Below are 17,123 nucleotides of genomic sequence, written 5' to 3'. Positions count from 1 at the left end.
ATCAAGCCGGTGAAGACAACCGTAACGTCGGTCGGATGTCTGCACTATTGGCGGGTTTACCGGTTGAAGTTCCCGCCACCACAGTGAATCGCTTGTGTGGTTCATCGCTTGATGCGGTAGCGATGGCGGCACGTGCCATTAAAGCTGGTGAAGCGCATTTAATCATTGCCGGTGGCGTAGAAAGCATGTCGCGTGCGCCTTTGGTGATGGGGAAATCAGAAAGTGCGTTTGGTCGTAGCCAAAAACTTGAAGACACCACCATGGGTTGGCGTTTTATCAATCCAAAACTTAAAGAGATGTATGGCGTCGAGAGCATGCCGCAAACGGCAGAAAACGTAGCCCAACAATTCAATGTTAATCGTGCTGACCAAGATCAGTTTGCGCTGCAAAGTCAGCAACGCACTGCAGCAGCACAAGCGCGTGGCTTCTTTGAGCAAGAAATTGTGCCTGTGGTTATTCCACAGCGCAAAGGCGATCCGATCATAGTCTCTTCTGATGAACATCCACGTGCGTCCACCACGCTAGAGACTTTAAATAAATTAAAACCGGTGGTGCAAGCAGACGGTACAGTAACGGCGGGCAATGCCTCGGGCATTAATGATGGTGCCGCAGCACTGCTGATTGCCTCCGATGAAGCCATTGCCGAATATGGTCTAAAAGCACGCGCCAAAATTATTGGCGCAACGGTGGTGGGTGTCGAACCACGAATTATGGGCTTTGGTCCTGCCCCAGCAATTAAAAAACTGCTTCAACAAACTGGTTTAACCCTTGAGCAAATGGATGTGATTGAGCTGAATGAAGCATTCTCTGCGCAAGCCTTGGCGGTCACACGCGATTTAGGTCTGCAAGATGGCACCACCCAAGTCAATCCCAATGGTGGCGCGATTGCCATCGGTCATCCACTGGGTGCATCGGGCGCGCGTTTGGTCACCACGGCATTGAATCAACTCGAAGCCACAAATGGACAATATGCACTGTGCTCGATGTGTATTGGCGTCGGTCAAGGTATCGCTTTAATTATTGAGCGCGTTTAATTAATTCACTGCCGCAACTCGGTTTTTATCTGGCTCCGTGTGCGGCAGCACTAGAAATATAAGGAATTCCATGCCTACTTTTAGCTCTCAAGATGCACACATTCATTATCAAACGTTTGGTGATATAAGCCATCCGGCAATCATTTTTTCAAACTCGCTCGGCACCAATTATCGGATGTGGCAAGCGCAAATTGATCATTTCAAAAATGATTTTTTTGTCATTTGTTATGACACGCGCGGTCACGGTGAGTCCTCTAGTCCACAAGGCCCTTATACGCTTGAACAATTGGGGCAAGATGTCATTAATCTGCTCGATCATTTAAAGATTGATCAAGCCAATTTTTGTGGCATTTCCATGGGCGGTTTAACCGGTCAATGGTTGGCGATTCATCATCCAAAACGCTTTCATCACGTGGTGATCAGCAACACCGCAGCCAAAGTGGGTCAACAACAGGCGTGGAATGAGCGTGCAGCACTGGTGCGTGAACAAGGTCTACAACCGATTGCTGCAACCGCTGCGGCGCGTTGGTTTACCGAACACTTTATTGCAAATCATGCAGACACTGTGGCTGAACTGCAAAAAAGCTTAGCCGCGGGTAGTGCGCAAGGTTATGCCAATTGCTGTGAAGCTTTAGCTGAAGCCGATTTAACAGCACAAATTCAAACGATTGACGTGCCTGTATTGATTATTGCCGGTCAGCAAGATCCGGTGACCACCGTTCTAGACGCGCAATTCATGCTTGAGCGTATTGCTAAGGCTGAACTGGTTGAAATCAATGCCTCGCATATTTCTAATGTTGAATCTCCTGAGCAATTCAATCAAGCAGTACAACAATTTATAGCTTAATCCTGTAATAAATCTGCTGGCCCGCACAAACAGCTGCGGGCTTTTTTATGTGCTGGTAAAATTCAGATTTTCAAATTAAGCAGGTAAGATAAATCCCTATAAAACCATCCATCCGCTATGATAAAGCTACCTATTTCAAAATATAGAGTTTTCGATATGCCCAAAATCGTGATTTTTTCTGGCGCAGGAATGAGCGCCGAAAGCGGCATTCATACCTTTCGAGATGGCAATGGTCTGTGGGAAAACTATAAAATTGAAGAGGTGGCCACGCCGGACGCATGGCAAAAGAATCCTGAATTGGTGCAACGTTTTTATAATGCACGGCGTAAAGATATATTAGCAGCACAGCCCAATGTGGCACATCAACTGATTGCTAAAATTCAAAATTTTGCCGATTGTAGCGTGATTACCCAAAATATAGATGATTTGCATGAACGTGCCGGCAGTGCCGAAGTGCTGCATTTACATGGCAATATTCGTTTGGCCAAAAGCTCTGCCCCCGATGCGCAGTATTCTGAAACTTTTTATCCCATTCACGGTGCAGAATTAAATTTAGAGCGCGATCACTGTCCGCAAGGCTATGCGCTACGTCCGCATGTGGTGTGGTTTGGAGAAGCAGTCCCCGCCTATGAAACTGCGCTGCAACGGGTGCAGGCTGCTGATATTTTTATTGTCATTGGCTCAAGTTTGGTGGTCTATCCTGTGGCCGGCTTAATTCATGAAATCTCTAAGCACTGTGAAGCCTATTACATCGACCCCAAAGCTGACTATTTACGTGTGCCTACGCAGTATCATCTGATTGCACAAACGGCAACGCAAGGTATGCAACACCTTTTTGATACCCTACACCAGCGTTTTTTAATCACTTAACTTAAAGCAGGATCATGTTATCGCTGTGGGTGCTTTTGAGTTTTAAGTTAAGCACTCAGCTGTCGATTTTAGATTACGCGCTCGGTTTCATTAATGTGGCTAAACAGCTCATAACACATTTGGCGTAACCATTGATGGCTGGTTTTATGGTGGCACGACATGTGCCAATATTGTTTGATCGAATAGGTGGGAAAGGTAATCGGTGCATCAAAGATTTGTAAATTGCCGCGTGACAATAAGACTTCACTTAAATAATACGGCACAGTGGCAATAGCATCGGTTTCTTGCACCACTAAACCCACGCCTAAATAGCTCGGCAGACGCATTAAAATATCACGTTTTAATTCTAAACTGAGCAGCTCATTTTCAATGTGGTAATGCCCCATTCCCGCATCAATATCAATATGTAATTCACTGAGATATTGTTCAATGGTCAAACTGTTGGCACTTAAACGCGGATGATTTTTAGAGGCAATCACCACATAATACTGTTCAAAGAGTTTTTGTTGATAAAAGCCATTTTCAAAATTTGGCAGAAAACCAATCGCCAAATCAATTTCACCATTGGCCATTTGATAACTGGTTTCAGAGGTAATGCCACGCACATTTAAACGAATATGCGGTGCGTATTTTTTTAAATACTGTGAAATTTTGGGCACCAAGACCAAATGCGAGACATCAGTCATGGCAATGGTGAACTGTTGCTGCGAGGTCGATTGATCAAAGTGAATGGTAAAATTATTAATAATCTCAATTTTACTCATCGCTTCACTGACCAAAGGAAAAATTTGTTTAGATAGTTCGGTCGGCACCATTTCATTGCCAATTCTTAAAAAAAGTGGGTCGTTATAATGTTGGCGAATTTTATTTAAAATATTACTCACCGTGGGCTGACTCATCGATAAATAATCAGCTGCCACAGAAACGCTCTTATATTTATAAATATAAAGAAAAACACTGAGTAATTTACAATCAAGCTCAAACACCAAATTTCATCCTACGATTTTTGCACTACTTTAAGGATCTATCATCTACCTTTTTCAGCCGATTTCCAATATTGATTTGTACCGAAGCGCACGTAGAATTTTAACTGATCATTTGTCCAGCACAGTGTTGATTTAAAGCGCGTATTCAGTGCTGATCATCAATGGTGTGGGCGTATATAGATCACTTTGACTTAAATCACTAGATTGAATTTAAGCCAAAGTGTTTAGGCAGGTTTAGTCAGCAGAAATATCTTCAAACAAGACTGAGGATAAATAGCGTTCACCACTGTCGGGTAAAATCACCACAATGGTTTTGCCGGCATTTTCTGGACGTGCCGCCAATTGTGCGGCGGCCGCCATCGCAGCACCACAAGAAATACCGACCAAAATCCCTTCATGCGTGGCAATCTTGCGCGCCCATTGAATGGCTTCGGCACTTTCAATCGCCACGACTTCATCGACCAAATCGAGCGCTAAATTTTTAGGGATAAAATTGGCCCCAATTCCTTGAATTTTATGTGGGCCGGGGGTTAAGGTTTCACCGCGGAGACGTTGTCCTATAATCGGCGATTCAGCCGGTTCTACCGCAACGGTATATAAAGCTTGGTTTTTGATCTGTTTAAAATAACGCGCAATCCCTGAAATGGTGCCACCCGTGCCCACGCCTGCAACCAAAATATCCACTTGACCGCCTGTGGCTTGCCAAATTTCCGGTGCGGTGGTTTGCTCATGGATTTTAGGGTTGGCTGGATTTTCAAATTGTTGTGGCAAATAATATAGCTCAGGCTGTTCAGTGGCCAAACGCACTGCTTCATCTACTGCACCTTGCATGCCTTTGGCCGGCTCTGTCAGCACTAAGTTTGCCCCAAAAGCTTTAAGCACTTTACGGCGCTCTACACTCATACTGGCGGGCATGGTCAGCGTCAATGCGTAGCCTTTGGCCGCAGCCACAAAAGCCAATGCAATGCCGGTATTGCCACTGGTTGGCTCGACAATATGCATGCCCGGTTTTAATAAACCTTTGGCTTCAGCATCGGCCACCAATGCAGCACCAACGCGGCATTTGACTGAAAATGCGGGATTACGACTTTCAATTTTAGCCAATACCGTAACAGATGCCGGCATTAAACGATTCATCCGAATTAATGGCGTGTTGCCAATGGCTTCGGCATTATTATTATAAACTGCAATGCCTAAATTATCGGGTGTTGGAAAAGCCGAATCAGTACTCATCTTAACTCCTTGAGTGATCTATTGATTTTTAAAGTCGTGGCTTTATCATAAGCCATTTACCTGCTGAAGATAAGCGCTGAGGCTTCAATTTACCTATCCTTGATATTGGCTCAGCTGAAGCCATTAAATACAGTATAAAGAATGGTTTTTAAGCTTTAAGGGGATGTTTAATCATTGATGCTTAAATGATGAATTTGTCAGCAATAACGTTTGTATTTATTGCGCTTATTGCACACAATATCCGGCAAATGAAAATTAATTTAGGGAATACAATGTCTAATAAAGGCTATAGCCGATTCTATCGACAAATAACACAAAAAATATTAGATAAAATCGTGACGCCTCAAGTGTTAGGCAACACCAGCGCATTAGAAAAAACTAGCGCAGCCGATCCCACAAAAACCCTGATTTGCTATGTATTGCAAGATGCCTCATTAAGCAATACTGTCCTGATTGACAGTGAAGCAAAAGCGCGCAATTTACCTTCAGTGTTTAGCGCACTGCATATTGAAGAATTACACGAAAATGACGCCATATTGGCGTTAAATGCACCCAGTTTAAAAGATGAAAGCTATCATTATTCAGCAAAATTAATTCGTATGATTGAAGCGCTGAATAAGCATGCTGAATATGACATCGAATTGGTGCCGGTAACCGTATTGTGGGGCCGCGCCCCTGAATATGAAGATTCATGGTTTAAAGCGTTGTTCTCTGATGCATGGTCAACTCCTTCTAAACTGAAACAAGCCTTGAATATTTCTTTATATAGCCGTGAAAACTATATTGAATTTCACAAGGCCATTTCACTGCGCACAGTGATGACTCAAGCCCAAATTCAATATCCGAACTTCTCGCCGGCGCATTTTATTGTCAAAGAAATTAATGATAATTTTAATAAATACAAAGCTGCTATTTTAGGCCCCGATCTGTCTGACCGTCGTAACTTAATCAATAAACTGATGAAGACCGATACCGTTCGAGATGCCATTCGCCGTGAAAGTATTGATCATAAAATTAGTCTATTTGAAGCAGAAAATCGTGCCAAAGGTTATTTAACCGAAGTGGTGTCTGACTTTTCATATTCAACCTTGCGCTTTGCCGAAATTGCCCTGACCAAGTTATGGACACAACTTTATGATGGCATTGAGGTGCATAATTTCGATACCGTTCGGGAGTTGGCAAAAGACTACGAAATTGTATATACCCCTTGCCATCGTAGCCATATAGACTATTTATTATTGTCCTATGTAATTTTTAACCGTGGTTTAATGGTGCCGCATATTGCCGCAGGGATTAACTTAAACTTACCTGTGGTGGGGCAAATCATGCGCGGTGCAGGTGCCTATTTTATTCGCCGTACCTTTAGTGGCAATGAACTCTATACCTCTGTTTTTAAAGAATACTTACACAGTCTATTGTCGCGCAATACGCCATTAGAGTACTTTATTGAAGGTGGACGCTCACGTACCGGACTGCTGTTACCACCGAAAAAAGGCATGCTGTCGATGACAGTGCAAAGCCATTTGCGCGGTGCCACCAAACCAATTGCTTTTATTCCCACTTATTTTGGCTATGAAAAGCTGATGGAAGGCACATCTTATCTGAATGAATTAAAAGGCAAACCCAAACAGGCAGAATCAATTTGGGGCATCTTACGTTCAGCGCGTAAAATTGAAAAAGTCTTTGGTCAAGTGCATGTTAACTTTGGCGAACCGATTTTCTTAGATGCTGTTCTACAGCGCCATCAAGCCGATCACATTCAATTGCAGGTGAATGATGAATTGCCTTTAGTGGTGATGAATAGCGTAGATCAGGTGGCCAATGGTATTTTAGAAAACATCAATAAAGCAGTGGTGGTCAATCCGATTGCGCTTATCTCACTGATATTACTCAACGTAGAACATCATATTTTAAATGAACAAGATTTAATCACGCAACTGTCTGAATATCGTCTGCTGCTTAGCCAAACCAACTACGATGACCGCATGATCTTGACCGAACTTTCGGGTGCGCAAATTATTCAATATGCACTGAAACTTAAGCAAGTTGAATATTTCAATCAAAACAATGAAAAATCGATTCGCGTGGCAGAAAGTCAGAAAATTTTATTGAGTTATTTTAATAACAATATTCTGCATTGTTTTATCTTGCCGGCATTGATTGCCTTAGTAATTCATACTTATCAAAAAATCTCACGTGATGCTTTAATCAATACCATTCGTCGCATCTACCCTTATTTAAAAGAAGAATTTTTCTTAAAATGGCAGAGTGCAGAATTAGAGCATCAAATTGATCTAATCTTAAGCAGTTTAGCGCAGTTGGGCTGGATTGTTCAGCATGACAGCAGTATTGCCGCTGTGCCTGATCAAGCAATGCAGCATAAGCTAAAAACGCTGGCACAATTGTGCAGTGCCAGTCTGAACAATATGCTGATTATGAGCGCGTTATTGAATCAGTTTGCCGTGACGGGATCGTTAAGCATTAAAGAATTAGAGAAAATGAGCAAAGCCGTGCTGCAAAAACTGGCACAGACTGGCAAAATACCTTCGGTCTATTATTTTGATAGCGCCACGCTCAAAAGCTTTAGCAGCAGCCTGCAACAGCATGATTTACTCAGTATAACGGACGGCGTTTTACAGGTGAGTGATGATTTTGAAGCAAAAATATTGAGTATTTTTCACTGGTACGGCGCTGATATTGCTAAAGCGATTCTTACAGCATCACAGTTTAATGAAAAAGAACTCAAAACCTTTAAGCAGTTGGATAAAAAATAAGGCCGATTGATCTTTTGAACGCAGATGCGGCTTTGATTGCTTTAAATCCCTCATCTGTGTTCATTGTCATGCCCTTTCTCAGTGGCTTTATTTCATCATCATTTGCTCTAGACTGCTTGAATAGATTTAAAAATTTTAAGTTAAATCAGGCAGCTTTATTAAAATAAAAACATCAATTTGATTTGTTTTAAGACTTGTTAGCATTTTTTATGCATAATATATCTAATTTAGTGATTTAGATTTAACTATGTCAGATTTTAATGCTCGCTTAAGCAAAATATTACCGGCATGGCAATGGTTGAGCCACTATGACCGAGCAAAGTTTAAATCTGATGTATTGTCGGCCTTAATTGTGATTGCCATGTTGGTCCCGCAAGGCATGGCCTATTCTATGCTGGCCGGTTTGCCGCCAATCATGGGCTTGTATGCCAGTATCTTGCCAATGATTGTCTATGCCATGGTGGGAAGCAGTCCAACGCTGTCGATTGGCCCTGTGGCCATTATTTCCATGATGACGTTTGCTACGCTCAGCCCATTATTTGAAGCCGGTTCAGAGGCTTATATTCAAGCAGCATGCTTACTTGCCGTACTGGTCGGGGTCATCTCTTTACTGCTGGGTATGTTTAAATTTGGCTTTCTAATTCAACTGATTAGCCATCCGGTGATTCAAAGTTTTATTATTGCTTCGGCGCTTCTCATCGCTTTGGGACAATTCAAATTCTTGGTTGACTTACCGTTAAAAGCCAACAATATTCCTGAATTTTTGCTCAGTCTTTGGCAGCATATAGGTCAAAGTAGTCTCGCAACGCTTATTTTTGGCCTATTGGCTTTATTGTTTCTGATCTATGTTCCTAAACTCTTAAGCTTAAACAGCGTACAGCAGCGCATTCGATCCAGTGCTTTTATTGCCAAAGCCTTACCTTTGGTATTGGTCATCGCCTCTATTTCAGCGGTTTATTTTCTGAATCTTAAAGATTTCGGTATTCAGACCGTCGGGGAAATTCCTTCCGGCTTTCCCCCGCTGAGCATGCCCTATTGGGATATGAAACTGGTGATGACTTTATTGCCTGGTGCAGCGATGATTGCCATGATTAGCTTTGTCGAGTCTTTGTCGATTGCTCAAGCTACGGCGCTACAGCAGCGCAGTAACCTTAACAGTAACCAAGAATTGGTGGCGTTAGGTTTGGCCAATTTAAGCGCCGGTTTAAGCTCGGCTTTTCCGGTGACTGGTAGTTTGTCACGTACCGTGGTTAATGCCGATTCAGGGGCAAAAACGCCGATGGCCGGTGTTTTATCATCACTGCTGATTGTGATGGTCAGTCTGTATTTTACTGGATTTTTTAGCGATTTGCCTTTGGCTATTTTGGCGGCCACTATTATTGTTTCCATTTGGAAACTGGTTGACTTTAAACCGTTTATTGAAACATGGCGTTATTCAAAAGCCGATGGCATCGCCATGTGGATTACTTTTTTTAGCGTGGTATGTATTGATATTTCCACCGGTTTAATGATTGGGATTGTTTCGACTTTTATTCTGTTGTTGTGGCGAATCAGCCGCCCACATATTGCCGTGATTGGCTTGGTGGAAGGCACTCAACATTTTAGAAACGTGCAACGCCATGCCGTCCAAACCTCATCAAAACTACTGTCTATGCGCATTGATGAGAATCTCAGTTTTTTAAATGCACAGATGCTGAAAGGTTTTTTAATTAATGCCGTTAGTCAAAATAATGCACTTGAACACGTGGTGATTAATTGCTCCAGTATCAGTAACATTGATTTAAGTGCTTTAGAGATGCTCGAAGATATTAATGCAGAACTGAAAAAATTAAATATTCAATTGCACTTTTCAGAAGTCAAAGGCCCAGTGATGGATAAACTACAGCGTTCAAAATTACTGCAACAGCTCAGTGGAAAAATATATTTAACCCACTTTCAGGCGATGCAAGAGCTAGCTCCAGAGAGTTTTTAAGATGCAATTTAGAATCAGTTATGCTATTAAAAGTAGATATTTTTGAGCAAGATAGAATTAAAAATGATATTTAATCAAAATGTATGAAGCCTAAATTCAACTTTATACAAAAATAGACTTTTGTTTTGCAAAATATCTACTTGAAAAATAAGTGGTTAGTTTTTATATGAAAATTAACTTAAGGCATTCACATTTTAGGTATAAAATAACAGACTTATTTGTGGTTTTTTAAATCCTCGTTATTCTCACATGGCATTTCTATGTTTTCTGCTTTAAGACGTTTAAGTTTAGTCTCCCGAATTATTATTGCCATTATTTTAGGTATTGGGGTCGCATTACTTTTCCCTAATGTTGCTCCTTATTTAAGTCTTTTGGGTGACTTATTTATTAAAGCACTAAAATCTGTTGCACCTATTTTGGTTTTTGTTTTGGTCTTATCTTCGATTGCCAATTTTAAAATAGGTCATAGCGCTAAAATCAAACCCATTCTTGCTATGTACAGTATTGGTATGTTCTTGGCCGCGCTCAGCGCCGTGATTGCCAGTATTGTTTTTCCAAGTCATTTATTTTTAGATATTTTGCCAGAAACCCAATTGCAGCCACCGGGTAGCTTAACCGAAATCTTAAAAAATCTACTGTTGAGCTTTGTTGCCAATCCTATCGTGGCCATTGGTGAAGCCAACTTTATCGGAATTTTAGCGTGGGCAGTGGCTTTAGGGGTGGCATTTCGACACGCCAGTGACACCACCAAAGTATTGCTGACCGATGCAGCCAATGCTGTTAATCATGTTATTCGCTTGGTGATTAATTTTGCACCAGTGGGTATTTTTGGTTTGGTTGCAGTGACATTTGCCCAAGCCGGCTTGAGTACCTTAGCAAGCTACGCGCATTTATTGGCGGTGTTGGTCGGTACCATGGTCTTTGTGGCACTGATCATTAATCCATTGATGGTCGGTTTTGTCACTCGTCAAAACCCCTATCCCTTGGTGTTTCAATGCTTACGTGAAAGTGGCATTACTGCATTTTTTACCCGCAGTTCAGCCGCCAATATTCCGGTCAATCTAGATTTAGCCAAGCGCTTAGGGGTAAACGAATCTACCGCCAGCGTTGCCATTCCTTTGGGTGCCACCATTAATATGGCCGGTGCATCAGTCACCATTACGGTACTCACCTTAGCCACGGTGAATACTTTGGGAATTTCAGTCGACTTCACCACCATGTTGGTGTTATCGGTCTTGGCCACTGTTTCAGCTTGCGGTGCCTCTGGTGTAGCCGGCGGCTCATTGCTGCTAATTCCTGTTGCTTGTGGTCTGTTTGGGATTAGCTCGGATATCGCCATGCAAGTGGTGGCAATTGGTATGATGATTAGCGTACTGCAAGATTCAACAGAAACCGCCTTAAATTCTTCAACGGATGTGCTGTTTACTACTGCTGCGGACCGCGGTTTCGATTAAGATAGACCTCATTCAGAGTTTTTAATGACGTTATGCCTTTTCAGACTTTACCCCTGTGGATTCAATGGGCAGCCTTTTGTCTTGCAGTCAATGCAGGCATGATTAATGTGCTGGGATTACTGACGGTCTTACATCAGTCTGTCTCGCACATGACCGGTAATGTCAGTATGTTTGCCATGGCCGTCCTGAACGGGAAGCTTGAGGCGGTTATTTATTTAGCTCTTGTGGTGCTGTGTTATGTGATTGGCTCTTTTTATAGTGGCTTAATCTTGGGAAATAGCCAGTTTAGCTTGGGACGGCGTTACGGCCTACCGTTAAGCTTGGTGGCTCTTTTTATTGTGCTGTGTTGGTTTTTTCTGCCCTACTTTCCGCGCTATGCGCTACTCTGGGCAGCAGTGGCCATGGGCATACAAAATGCCATGGTCAGCCATTATAAAGGCACCATTATTCGTACCACGCATTTATCCGGTGTACTGACGGATTTAGGTTTAGCTTTGGGCTATCGCGTACGCGGCTTATGGGTCGATCGTCGGCGTGTGATTTTGCATTTGGCAATTTTAAGTGGATTTTTAGTTGGTGGCTTACTGGCCAGTTGGCTTTATCCACATTTAAAACTAAATGCTTTCTTGATTCCTGCACTTTTGAGTGCCTTACTCAGCGTGATTTATTGGGTCATCTATTTTCGTCATCAACGTATTGAAAATTAATTTCGGAATTTATTATGGTCAAAAATGCATTACAAGCACAATTGCTAAAAGCCGGTTTAGTTGATAATAAAAAGGCCAAGAAGCTGTCGAAACAAGCCGTACATGAACAGCGTACCGGTCAAAGCAACGAAGCTGAATTAAAAGCCAAAATCGCGCAAGATAAAGAGCAAAAACTGGCCAAAGATCAAGCCTTAGACTTAGAAAAAAAACGTCTCTTGCAAGGTAAAGAGCTTAAAGCCGCCATCGTACAAATGATCAGTCAGCATAAAATCCATCAGCTAGATGGTGATGTGGCCTATCAATTTATTGATGAAAGCAAAGTGAAAAAGATTTATCTCAATCAACAAATTTATAATGCACTGGTTTCAGGTTCCTTGGTGATTGCCAAAGAAGATGACAGTTATGCCGTTTTGCCTAAAATACTGGCGGACCGGATTAATGCGAAAATGACCGGCTTTATCATCGTGAATAATTCACAAAAAAATGAACAGATTACCGATGAAGAAGACCCATACGCAGCCTATGTTATTCCTGATGATTTAATGTGGTAAGTATATTTAAAGGCCATCAAACCGCTCTATCTATATGCGTATAGATAGAGCTTTCAATCAATAAAAATACAATATCTGATAAAAATAAAAAACCTGCTTATTCGCTGGCCAATCTGCGCCGATGCCGTTAATTCGCTTTGGCTAAATGTATATAAAAGGTTATCTTTAACAGCAAATAAAACATAACTATATAGACTAGCAATAATTTTTAAATTATCACGTTAAAGGTGTACTTTTGAAGCATTTTGCTTTTATTCAAAATATTCAAGAATGGTCAGATCAATATCCTTGGTTAGAAATGCTAACCTCACTCGGTCTTTTGTTGTTATTTGCTATATTGGCCAATTTTATTGCCAAGCAAGTGGTGGTCAGAGGAATTCGCAAACTCATTTTAAAAATGAAATTTGCCAATAATGCCATTTTATCGCAGCACAGTGTCATCAGCCGAGTGGCCAATATTGTGCCGGCAATTGTGATTATGAATGGCATTATCACGGTTCCACATTTGTCTCAAAAAGTCATTGTTTTGGTACAAATGGCTGCGCAAGCCTTTATTTTCTTGACCATTGCCTTAGCGATTAGCCAATTATTAAATGTATTTAATCTGATTTATCAGCGCAATCCTAAATCTAGAAATAAGCCGATTAAGGGCTATTTACAACTGGTCAAACTGTTAATTTATATCATTTGTGGCTTGATGATTTTAGGCACATTCTTAAACAAAGATGTCTTTACTCTCTTGGCAGGCTTTGGTGCCATGGCCGCTGTATTGATGTTGGTGTTTCAAAATACTATTTTGTCTTTGGTGGCCTCGGTGCAAATTTCATCTTACGACATGGTGCGTCTAGGCGACTGGATTGAAATGCCCAGCTTAAATGCCGATGGTGATGTCATTGATATGTCATTACACACCATTACCGTACAGAATTTTGATAAAACGCTGACCACCATCCCCACCAATCGCTTGGTCACAGATACCTTTAAAAACTGGCGTGGAATGGCACATGCCGGCGTACGCCGTATCAAACGTGCTATATTTATTGATCAAAGTAGCGTGCATTTTATGAGTGAAGAAGAACAAAAAAGACTACAAGATTTTTTATTGTTGGATCAGTATTTAAATACCAAACAAAACGAGCTGGAAGATTTTAATCATCAACTGTCGAATCAATCGGTCTACAATCAGCGCCGTTTGACCAATTTAGGTACCTTCCGCGCTTATGTTGAATTTTATTTAAAACAACACGCTGGAATTTCACAAAATCAATCGCTGATGGTGCGTCAGTTACAACCCACCAGTGAAGGTTTGCCATTAGAGATCTATGCTTTTACAAATACCACTGTATGGAAAGATTATGAAGCGATACAATCGGATATCTTTGATCATCTGATTGCGATTATTCCCGAGTTTGGCTTACAGGTGTATCAAGCACCTTCCGGTGCTGATTTTAAACACCTCGCAGACAGCTCTCGAGAAAAACCGTATCATCTCCCCTCTGTAAAATTGTAAATATCGTCACGAGCGCCTGATATGTTGAAGTGGTTTGAAAAACTGGTCGATCCTTATCCTACGAAAGATTTAAACAAACCGCTTCCCACGCGCTTTTTTCCTTTTGTCTGGCAAGCAGCAAAAGGCGTTCGCCCCTATTTATTGTTGTTGATTTTGTTTACCGCAGGTGCGGCCAGTTTTGAAGCAGTGCTGTATGCAAAAATTGGCGATTTGGTCAATTGGCTCAGTAAAAGCCAGCCCGACACCTTTTTAGCGCAACATCAAAACAACCTCATTCTATTAAGTGCTATTTTACTGGCCAATATCTTTTTTTCCAGTATGCAGTCGATTGTGAAGCATCAAGTTTTATACAGCTCTTTTCCGATGCGTTTGCGTTGGCGTTTTCACAATCTACTGCTGCAACAAAGCTTAGATTTTTTCCACAGTGATTTTGCTGGGCGTCTATCGGCCAAAGTCATGCAAACCTCGCTGGCAGTCCGTGAGTTCTGGGTGATTTTGGGTGATATGTTGGCCTACGTGCTGATCTATTTTGTCACCATCAGTGTGGTCTTGGGTGCAATTTCTCCACTGCTGATTGTGCCGCTGATGCTGTGGCTGTTTTTGTTTATTGTGGCCGCCTGCTTCTTTATTCCACGTTTAAGCCGAATTTCCAACAAACAAGCCGATGCGCGCGCAGAAATGACAGGCCGTATTACCGATGCCTATACCAATATTCAAACGGTCAAATTATTTGCCCATGCTGGCCGTGAAAGTCAGTATGCCAAAGAGTCGATGCAAGGGTTTATGCTGACCGTGTATAAGCAAATGCGCTTAGGCGTACAGTATGAAATTAGCATTAATTTGCTGAGTGTGGTGCTGTATGGTGGGGTTTTGGGTACAGCCATTTGGCTATGGATGAACGGTAAAGCTGAACTCGGTATTATTGCTGCCACCACCGCCATGATTTTAAAACTCAACAGCATTGCTGAATTTATGATGTGGCAAACCTCTGCCTTATTTGAAAATGTCGGTACCATTCAAGATGGTATGAAAACCTTAGGCCGTCCGATTAACATTCAAGATCAGAAAGATGCAAAAGCCTTACAGGTTCCACACGGCGAAATTAAATTTGAAAATGTCAGCTTTGCCTATAACAATAAAAATGTCATCGACCAATTAAACTTAACCATTCAACCGGGCGAAAAAATAGGTGTGGTGGGACGTTCAGGCGCAGGAAAATCAACCTTAACTCAACTGTTGTTGCACTTTTATCCCTTAAATGAAGGTCGGATTTCGATTGATGGTCAAGATATCGCGCAAGTCACTCAAGACAGTTTGCGTAAAAATATTGCTTTAGTGACTCAAGACACCTCTTTATTGCATCGTACTGTTGCAGAAAATATAAAATATGGCCGTCCACAGGCCAGCGATGAAGAAATGTTAGATGCGGTGCGTAAAGCCAAAGCAGAAGATTTTATTCCGCAACTTACCGATTCACGCGGTAAATCAGGCTATGACGCCTATGTCGGTGAGCGCGGTGTGAAACTCTCGGGCGGACAGCGTCAACGTATTGCCATTGCACGGGTGTTTTTAAAAGATGCGCCGATCTTAATTTTAGATGAAGCCACCAGTGCCTTAGACTCAGAAGTAGAAGCGGCCATTCAATCAAGCTTAGATGATTTAATGCAAGGCAAAACCGTGATCGCCATTGCGCATCGCTTGTCGACCATTGCGCAGATGGATCGTTTAATTGTGTTAGATGAAGGCCACATTGCAGAACAAGGCACCCATGATGAATTGGTGGCTTTAAATGGAATTTATGCGCGTTTATGGCAACGACAAACCGGTGGCTTTTTGCTAGAACAGCAATTAATCACTAACAAGGAGCAAGATTAATGCTGTACTTAGAAGATATCCAGATTGGTGATCGTTTTATCAGTCGTGACTATCTAATGACCTTGGATGAAATTAAACAGTTCGCTCAAGCCTATGATCCACAAGTTTTTCATACGGATGAAGAGCAAGCCCAAAGTCATCCAATTTTTCAAGGCATAGCCGCCAGTGGTTGGCATACCTCGGCCATCACCATGCGCTTATGGACAGAGTGTTTTCCAGTGGCCTACGGACTTATTGGTTCAGAATCCAATCTGCGTTGGCCACGTCCGACGCGTCCGGGCGATATCCTTCATGTTGAAGTTGAAATTGTTGCCATTACAGCATCGAAAAGTAAAAATGACCGCGCGATGGTCAGTTATGTGACGCACACGCTCAATCAAAAGCATGAGCCGGTACTGATCTCGACCACAAAAATTTTGGTGTTTAAAAAGACGTTCAAGCACTGTGATTAAAAAGATTGCGTGTCTAGGCTTTATGTTTGAGTCGGTTTTATACGGAAAAATCGTCTCTAAAAATCAAGATAGAGCCAATTTGAATAGTTAAGCTTTTGTTTTTATAAAAAAACCTGTATAAAACATGGCCAAAATGCTTTAAATATTTAACAAGGAGTCATCCATGAATCATCCCTCAGAATTAAAATATGTCAGTACGCATGAATGGGTTAAAGTTGAAGGTGATCTGGTGATTACTGGTATTTCCAACCATGCACAAGATGCTTTGGGCGATTTGGTCTATGTGGAAGCACCGGATGTGGGACAGAAAATCACCGCGGGTCAGCAAGCGGGTGTGGTTGAATCGGTAAAAACTGCCTCTGATATTCATGCCCCTGTTTCTGGCGAAGTGGTCGAAGTCAATGCTGCTTTAGAAGATGATCCAGATTTTGTCAATGATGATCCGTATGGCAAAGGCTGGATTTATAAAATTAAGCCTGACAATATGGCTGATGTTGAACAATTACTTTCCAGTGATCAATACCAAGCCGGTTTATAAAACCAGCTTTTATGAAATAAAAAGTCAGTCTTCGGACTGATTTTTTTAGCCCTGTTATAAAGCTTGAGTTTACTTAAGTCGAAAATAATAATTTTGGATAAAAAATCACAATACGATATTTAATCTAAAAAATATGCGAAATAATGATTATTTTTATTAATTATTATTAAAAAATAGACTTTCTGAGCATAAGGCGATACACTTTATTGCCGGCGTCGATAACTCAATCCTGTTTGTGCTTATGGCCCATAATTATAATATTTCCTTCTAAGTCTGAACGATTTACGCCGTGCTCCTCTCCCATCACGACCATATTCACT

14 protein-coding genes are annotated in these 17,123 nt (G+C 41.7%); 12 read left to right on the top strand and 2 right to left on the bottom strand.

Translation table 11 applies throughout. The features are described 5' to 3' along the window. The 3 genes from pcaF to SE27_RS07635 form a co-directional block, all read left to right on the top strand. The coding region (pcaF, locus tag SE27_RS07645; protein ID WP_455549975.1) for a 3-oxoadipyl-CoA thiolase at positions 1-1,034 on the top strand (1,034 nt) is incomplete at its 5' end. A 70-nt stretch (positions 1,035-1,104) separates the two neighbouring features. After that, the gene (pcaD, locus tag SE27_RS07640) at positions 1,105-1,881 is read left to right on the top strand and encodes a 3-oxoadipate enol-lactonase (RefSeq protein WP_039622276.1); all 777 of its coding nucleotides are present in this window, start codon (positions 1,105-1,107) and stop codon (positions 1,879-1,881) included. A 156-nt stretch (positions 1,882-2,037) separates the two neighbouring features. Next, a complete protein-coding gene (locus SE27_RS07635) occupies positions 2,038-2,751 on the top strand; it encodes an SIR2 family NAD-dependent protein deacylase (protein ID WP_039622274.1) in 714 nt (237 codons plus the stop codon). A 68-nt stretch (positions 2,752-2,819) separates the two neighbouring features. Here SE27_RS07635 and SE27_RS07630 read toward each other — a convergent pair whose 3' ends face one another. Then, positions 2,820-3,737: a LysR family transcriptional regulator gene (locus SE27_RS07630; RefSeq protein ID WP_039622272.1), complete on the bottom strand. Its 918-nt coding sequence runs from the start codon at positions 3,735-3,737 to the stop codon at positions 2,820-2,822. 234 nt (positions 3,738-3,971) lie between these two features. Beyond that, complete coding sequence (gene cysK, locus SE27_RS07625) at positions 3,972-4,970, bottom strand: cysteine synthase A (RefSeq protein WP_039622269.1); 999 nt, start codon at positions 4,968-4,970, stop codon at positions 3,972-3,974. Positions 4,971-5,242: 272 nt separating this feature from the next. Here cysK and plsB point away from each other — a divergent pair, with 272 nt between their 5' ends. The 9 genes from plsB (at position 5,243) to gcvH (ending at position 16,803) form a co-directional block, all read left to right on the top strand. Next, positions 5,243-7,744 carry a glycerol-3-phosphate 1-O-acyltransferase PlsB gene (gene plsB / locus SE27_RS07620; protein WP_039623876.1) on the top strand — a complete coding sequence of 834 codons (2,502 nt, stop codon included), beginning with the start codon at positions 5,243-5,245 and terminating at the stop codon, positions 7,742-7,744. Between the two features lie 247 nt (positions 7,745-7,991). Then, on the top strand, positions 7,992-9,716 hold the full coding sequence (locus SE27_RS07615; RefSeq protein WP_039622267.1) for a SulP family inorganic anion transporter: 1,725 nt from the start codon (positions 7,992-7,994) through the stop codon (positions 9,714-9,716). Between the two features lie 260 nt (positions 9,717-9,976). After that, positions 9,977-11,170: a serine/threonine transporter SstT gene (gene sstT, locus SE27_RS07610; RefSeq protein ID WP_039622265.1), complete on the top strand. Its 1,194-nt coding sequence runs from the start codon at positions 9,977-9,979 to the stop codon at positions 11,168-11,170. Between the two features lie 32 nt (positions 11,171-11,202). Then, positions 11,203-11,877: a YoaK family protein gene (locus tag SE27_RS07605; RefSeq protein WP_039622263.1), complete on the top strand. Its 675-nt coding sequence runs from the start codon at positions 11,203-11,205 to the stop codon at positions 11,875-11,877. A gap of 14 nt (positions 11,878-11,891) precedes the next feature. Further along, positions 11,892-12,428 carry a DUF2058 domain-containing protein gene (locus SE27_RS07600; protein ID WP_039622261.1) on the top strand — a complete coding sequence of 179 codons (537 nt, stop codon included), beginning with the start codon at positions 11,892-11,894 and terminating at the stop codon, positions 12,426-12,428. Between the two features lie 235 nt (positions 12,429-12,663). Continuing rightward, the gene (locus tag SE27_RS07595) at positions 12,664-13,938 is read left to right on the top strand and encodes a mechanosensitive ion channel family protein (protein WP_039622259.1); all 1,275 of its coding nucleotides are present in this window, start codon (positions 12,664-12,666) and stop codon (positions 13,936-13,938) included. A 21-nt stretch (positions 13,939-13,959) separates the two neighbouring features. Then, positions 13,960-15,813, top strand: a complete 1,854-nt coding sequence (locus SE27_RS07590; RefSeq protein WP_039622257.1) for an ABC transporter ATP-binding protein — start codon at positions 13,960-13,962, stop codon at positions 15,811-15,813. Continuing rightward, positions 15,813-16,265, top strand: a complete 453-nt coding sequence (locus SE27_RS07585; protein ID WP_039622256.1) for a MaoC family dehydratase — start codon at positions 15,813-15,815, stop codon at positions 16,263-16,265. Before SE27_RS07590 ends, SE27_RS07585 begins: the two co-directional genes overlap by 1 nt. Positions 16,266-16,428: 163 nt before the next feature. After that, positions 16,429-16,803, top strand: coding sequence for a glycine cleavage system protein GcvH (gcvH, locus tag SE27_RS07580; RefSeq protein ID WP_039622255.1), 375 nt, complete (start codon positions 16,429-16,431; stop codon positions 16,801-16,803). Positions 16,804-17,123 lie beyond the last annotated feature (320 nt).

Origin of the sequence: Acinetobacter harbinensis (genome assembly GCF_000816495.1) — a bacterium.
In the GTDB taxonomy this organism is placed as follows: Bacteria; Pseudomonadota; Gammaproteobacteria; order Pseudomonadales; family Moraxellaceae; genus Acinetobacter; species Acinetobacter harbinensis.
This window is presented reverse-complemented; position numbering and strand designations above follow the sequence as displayed.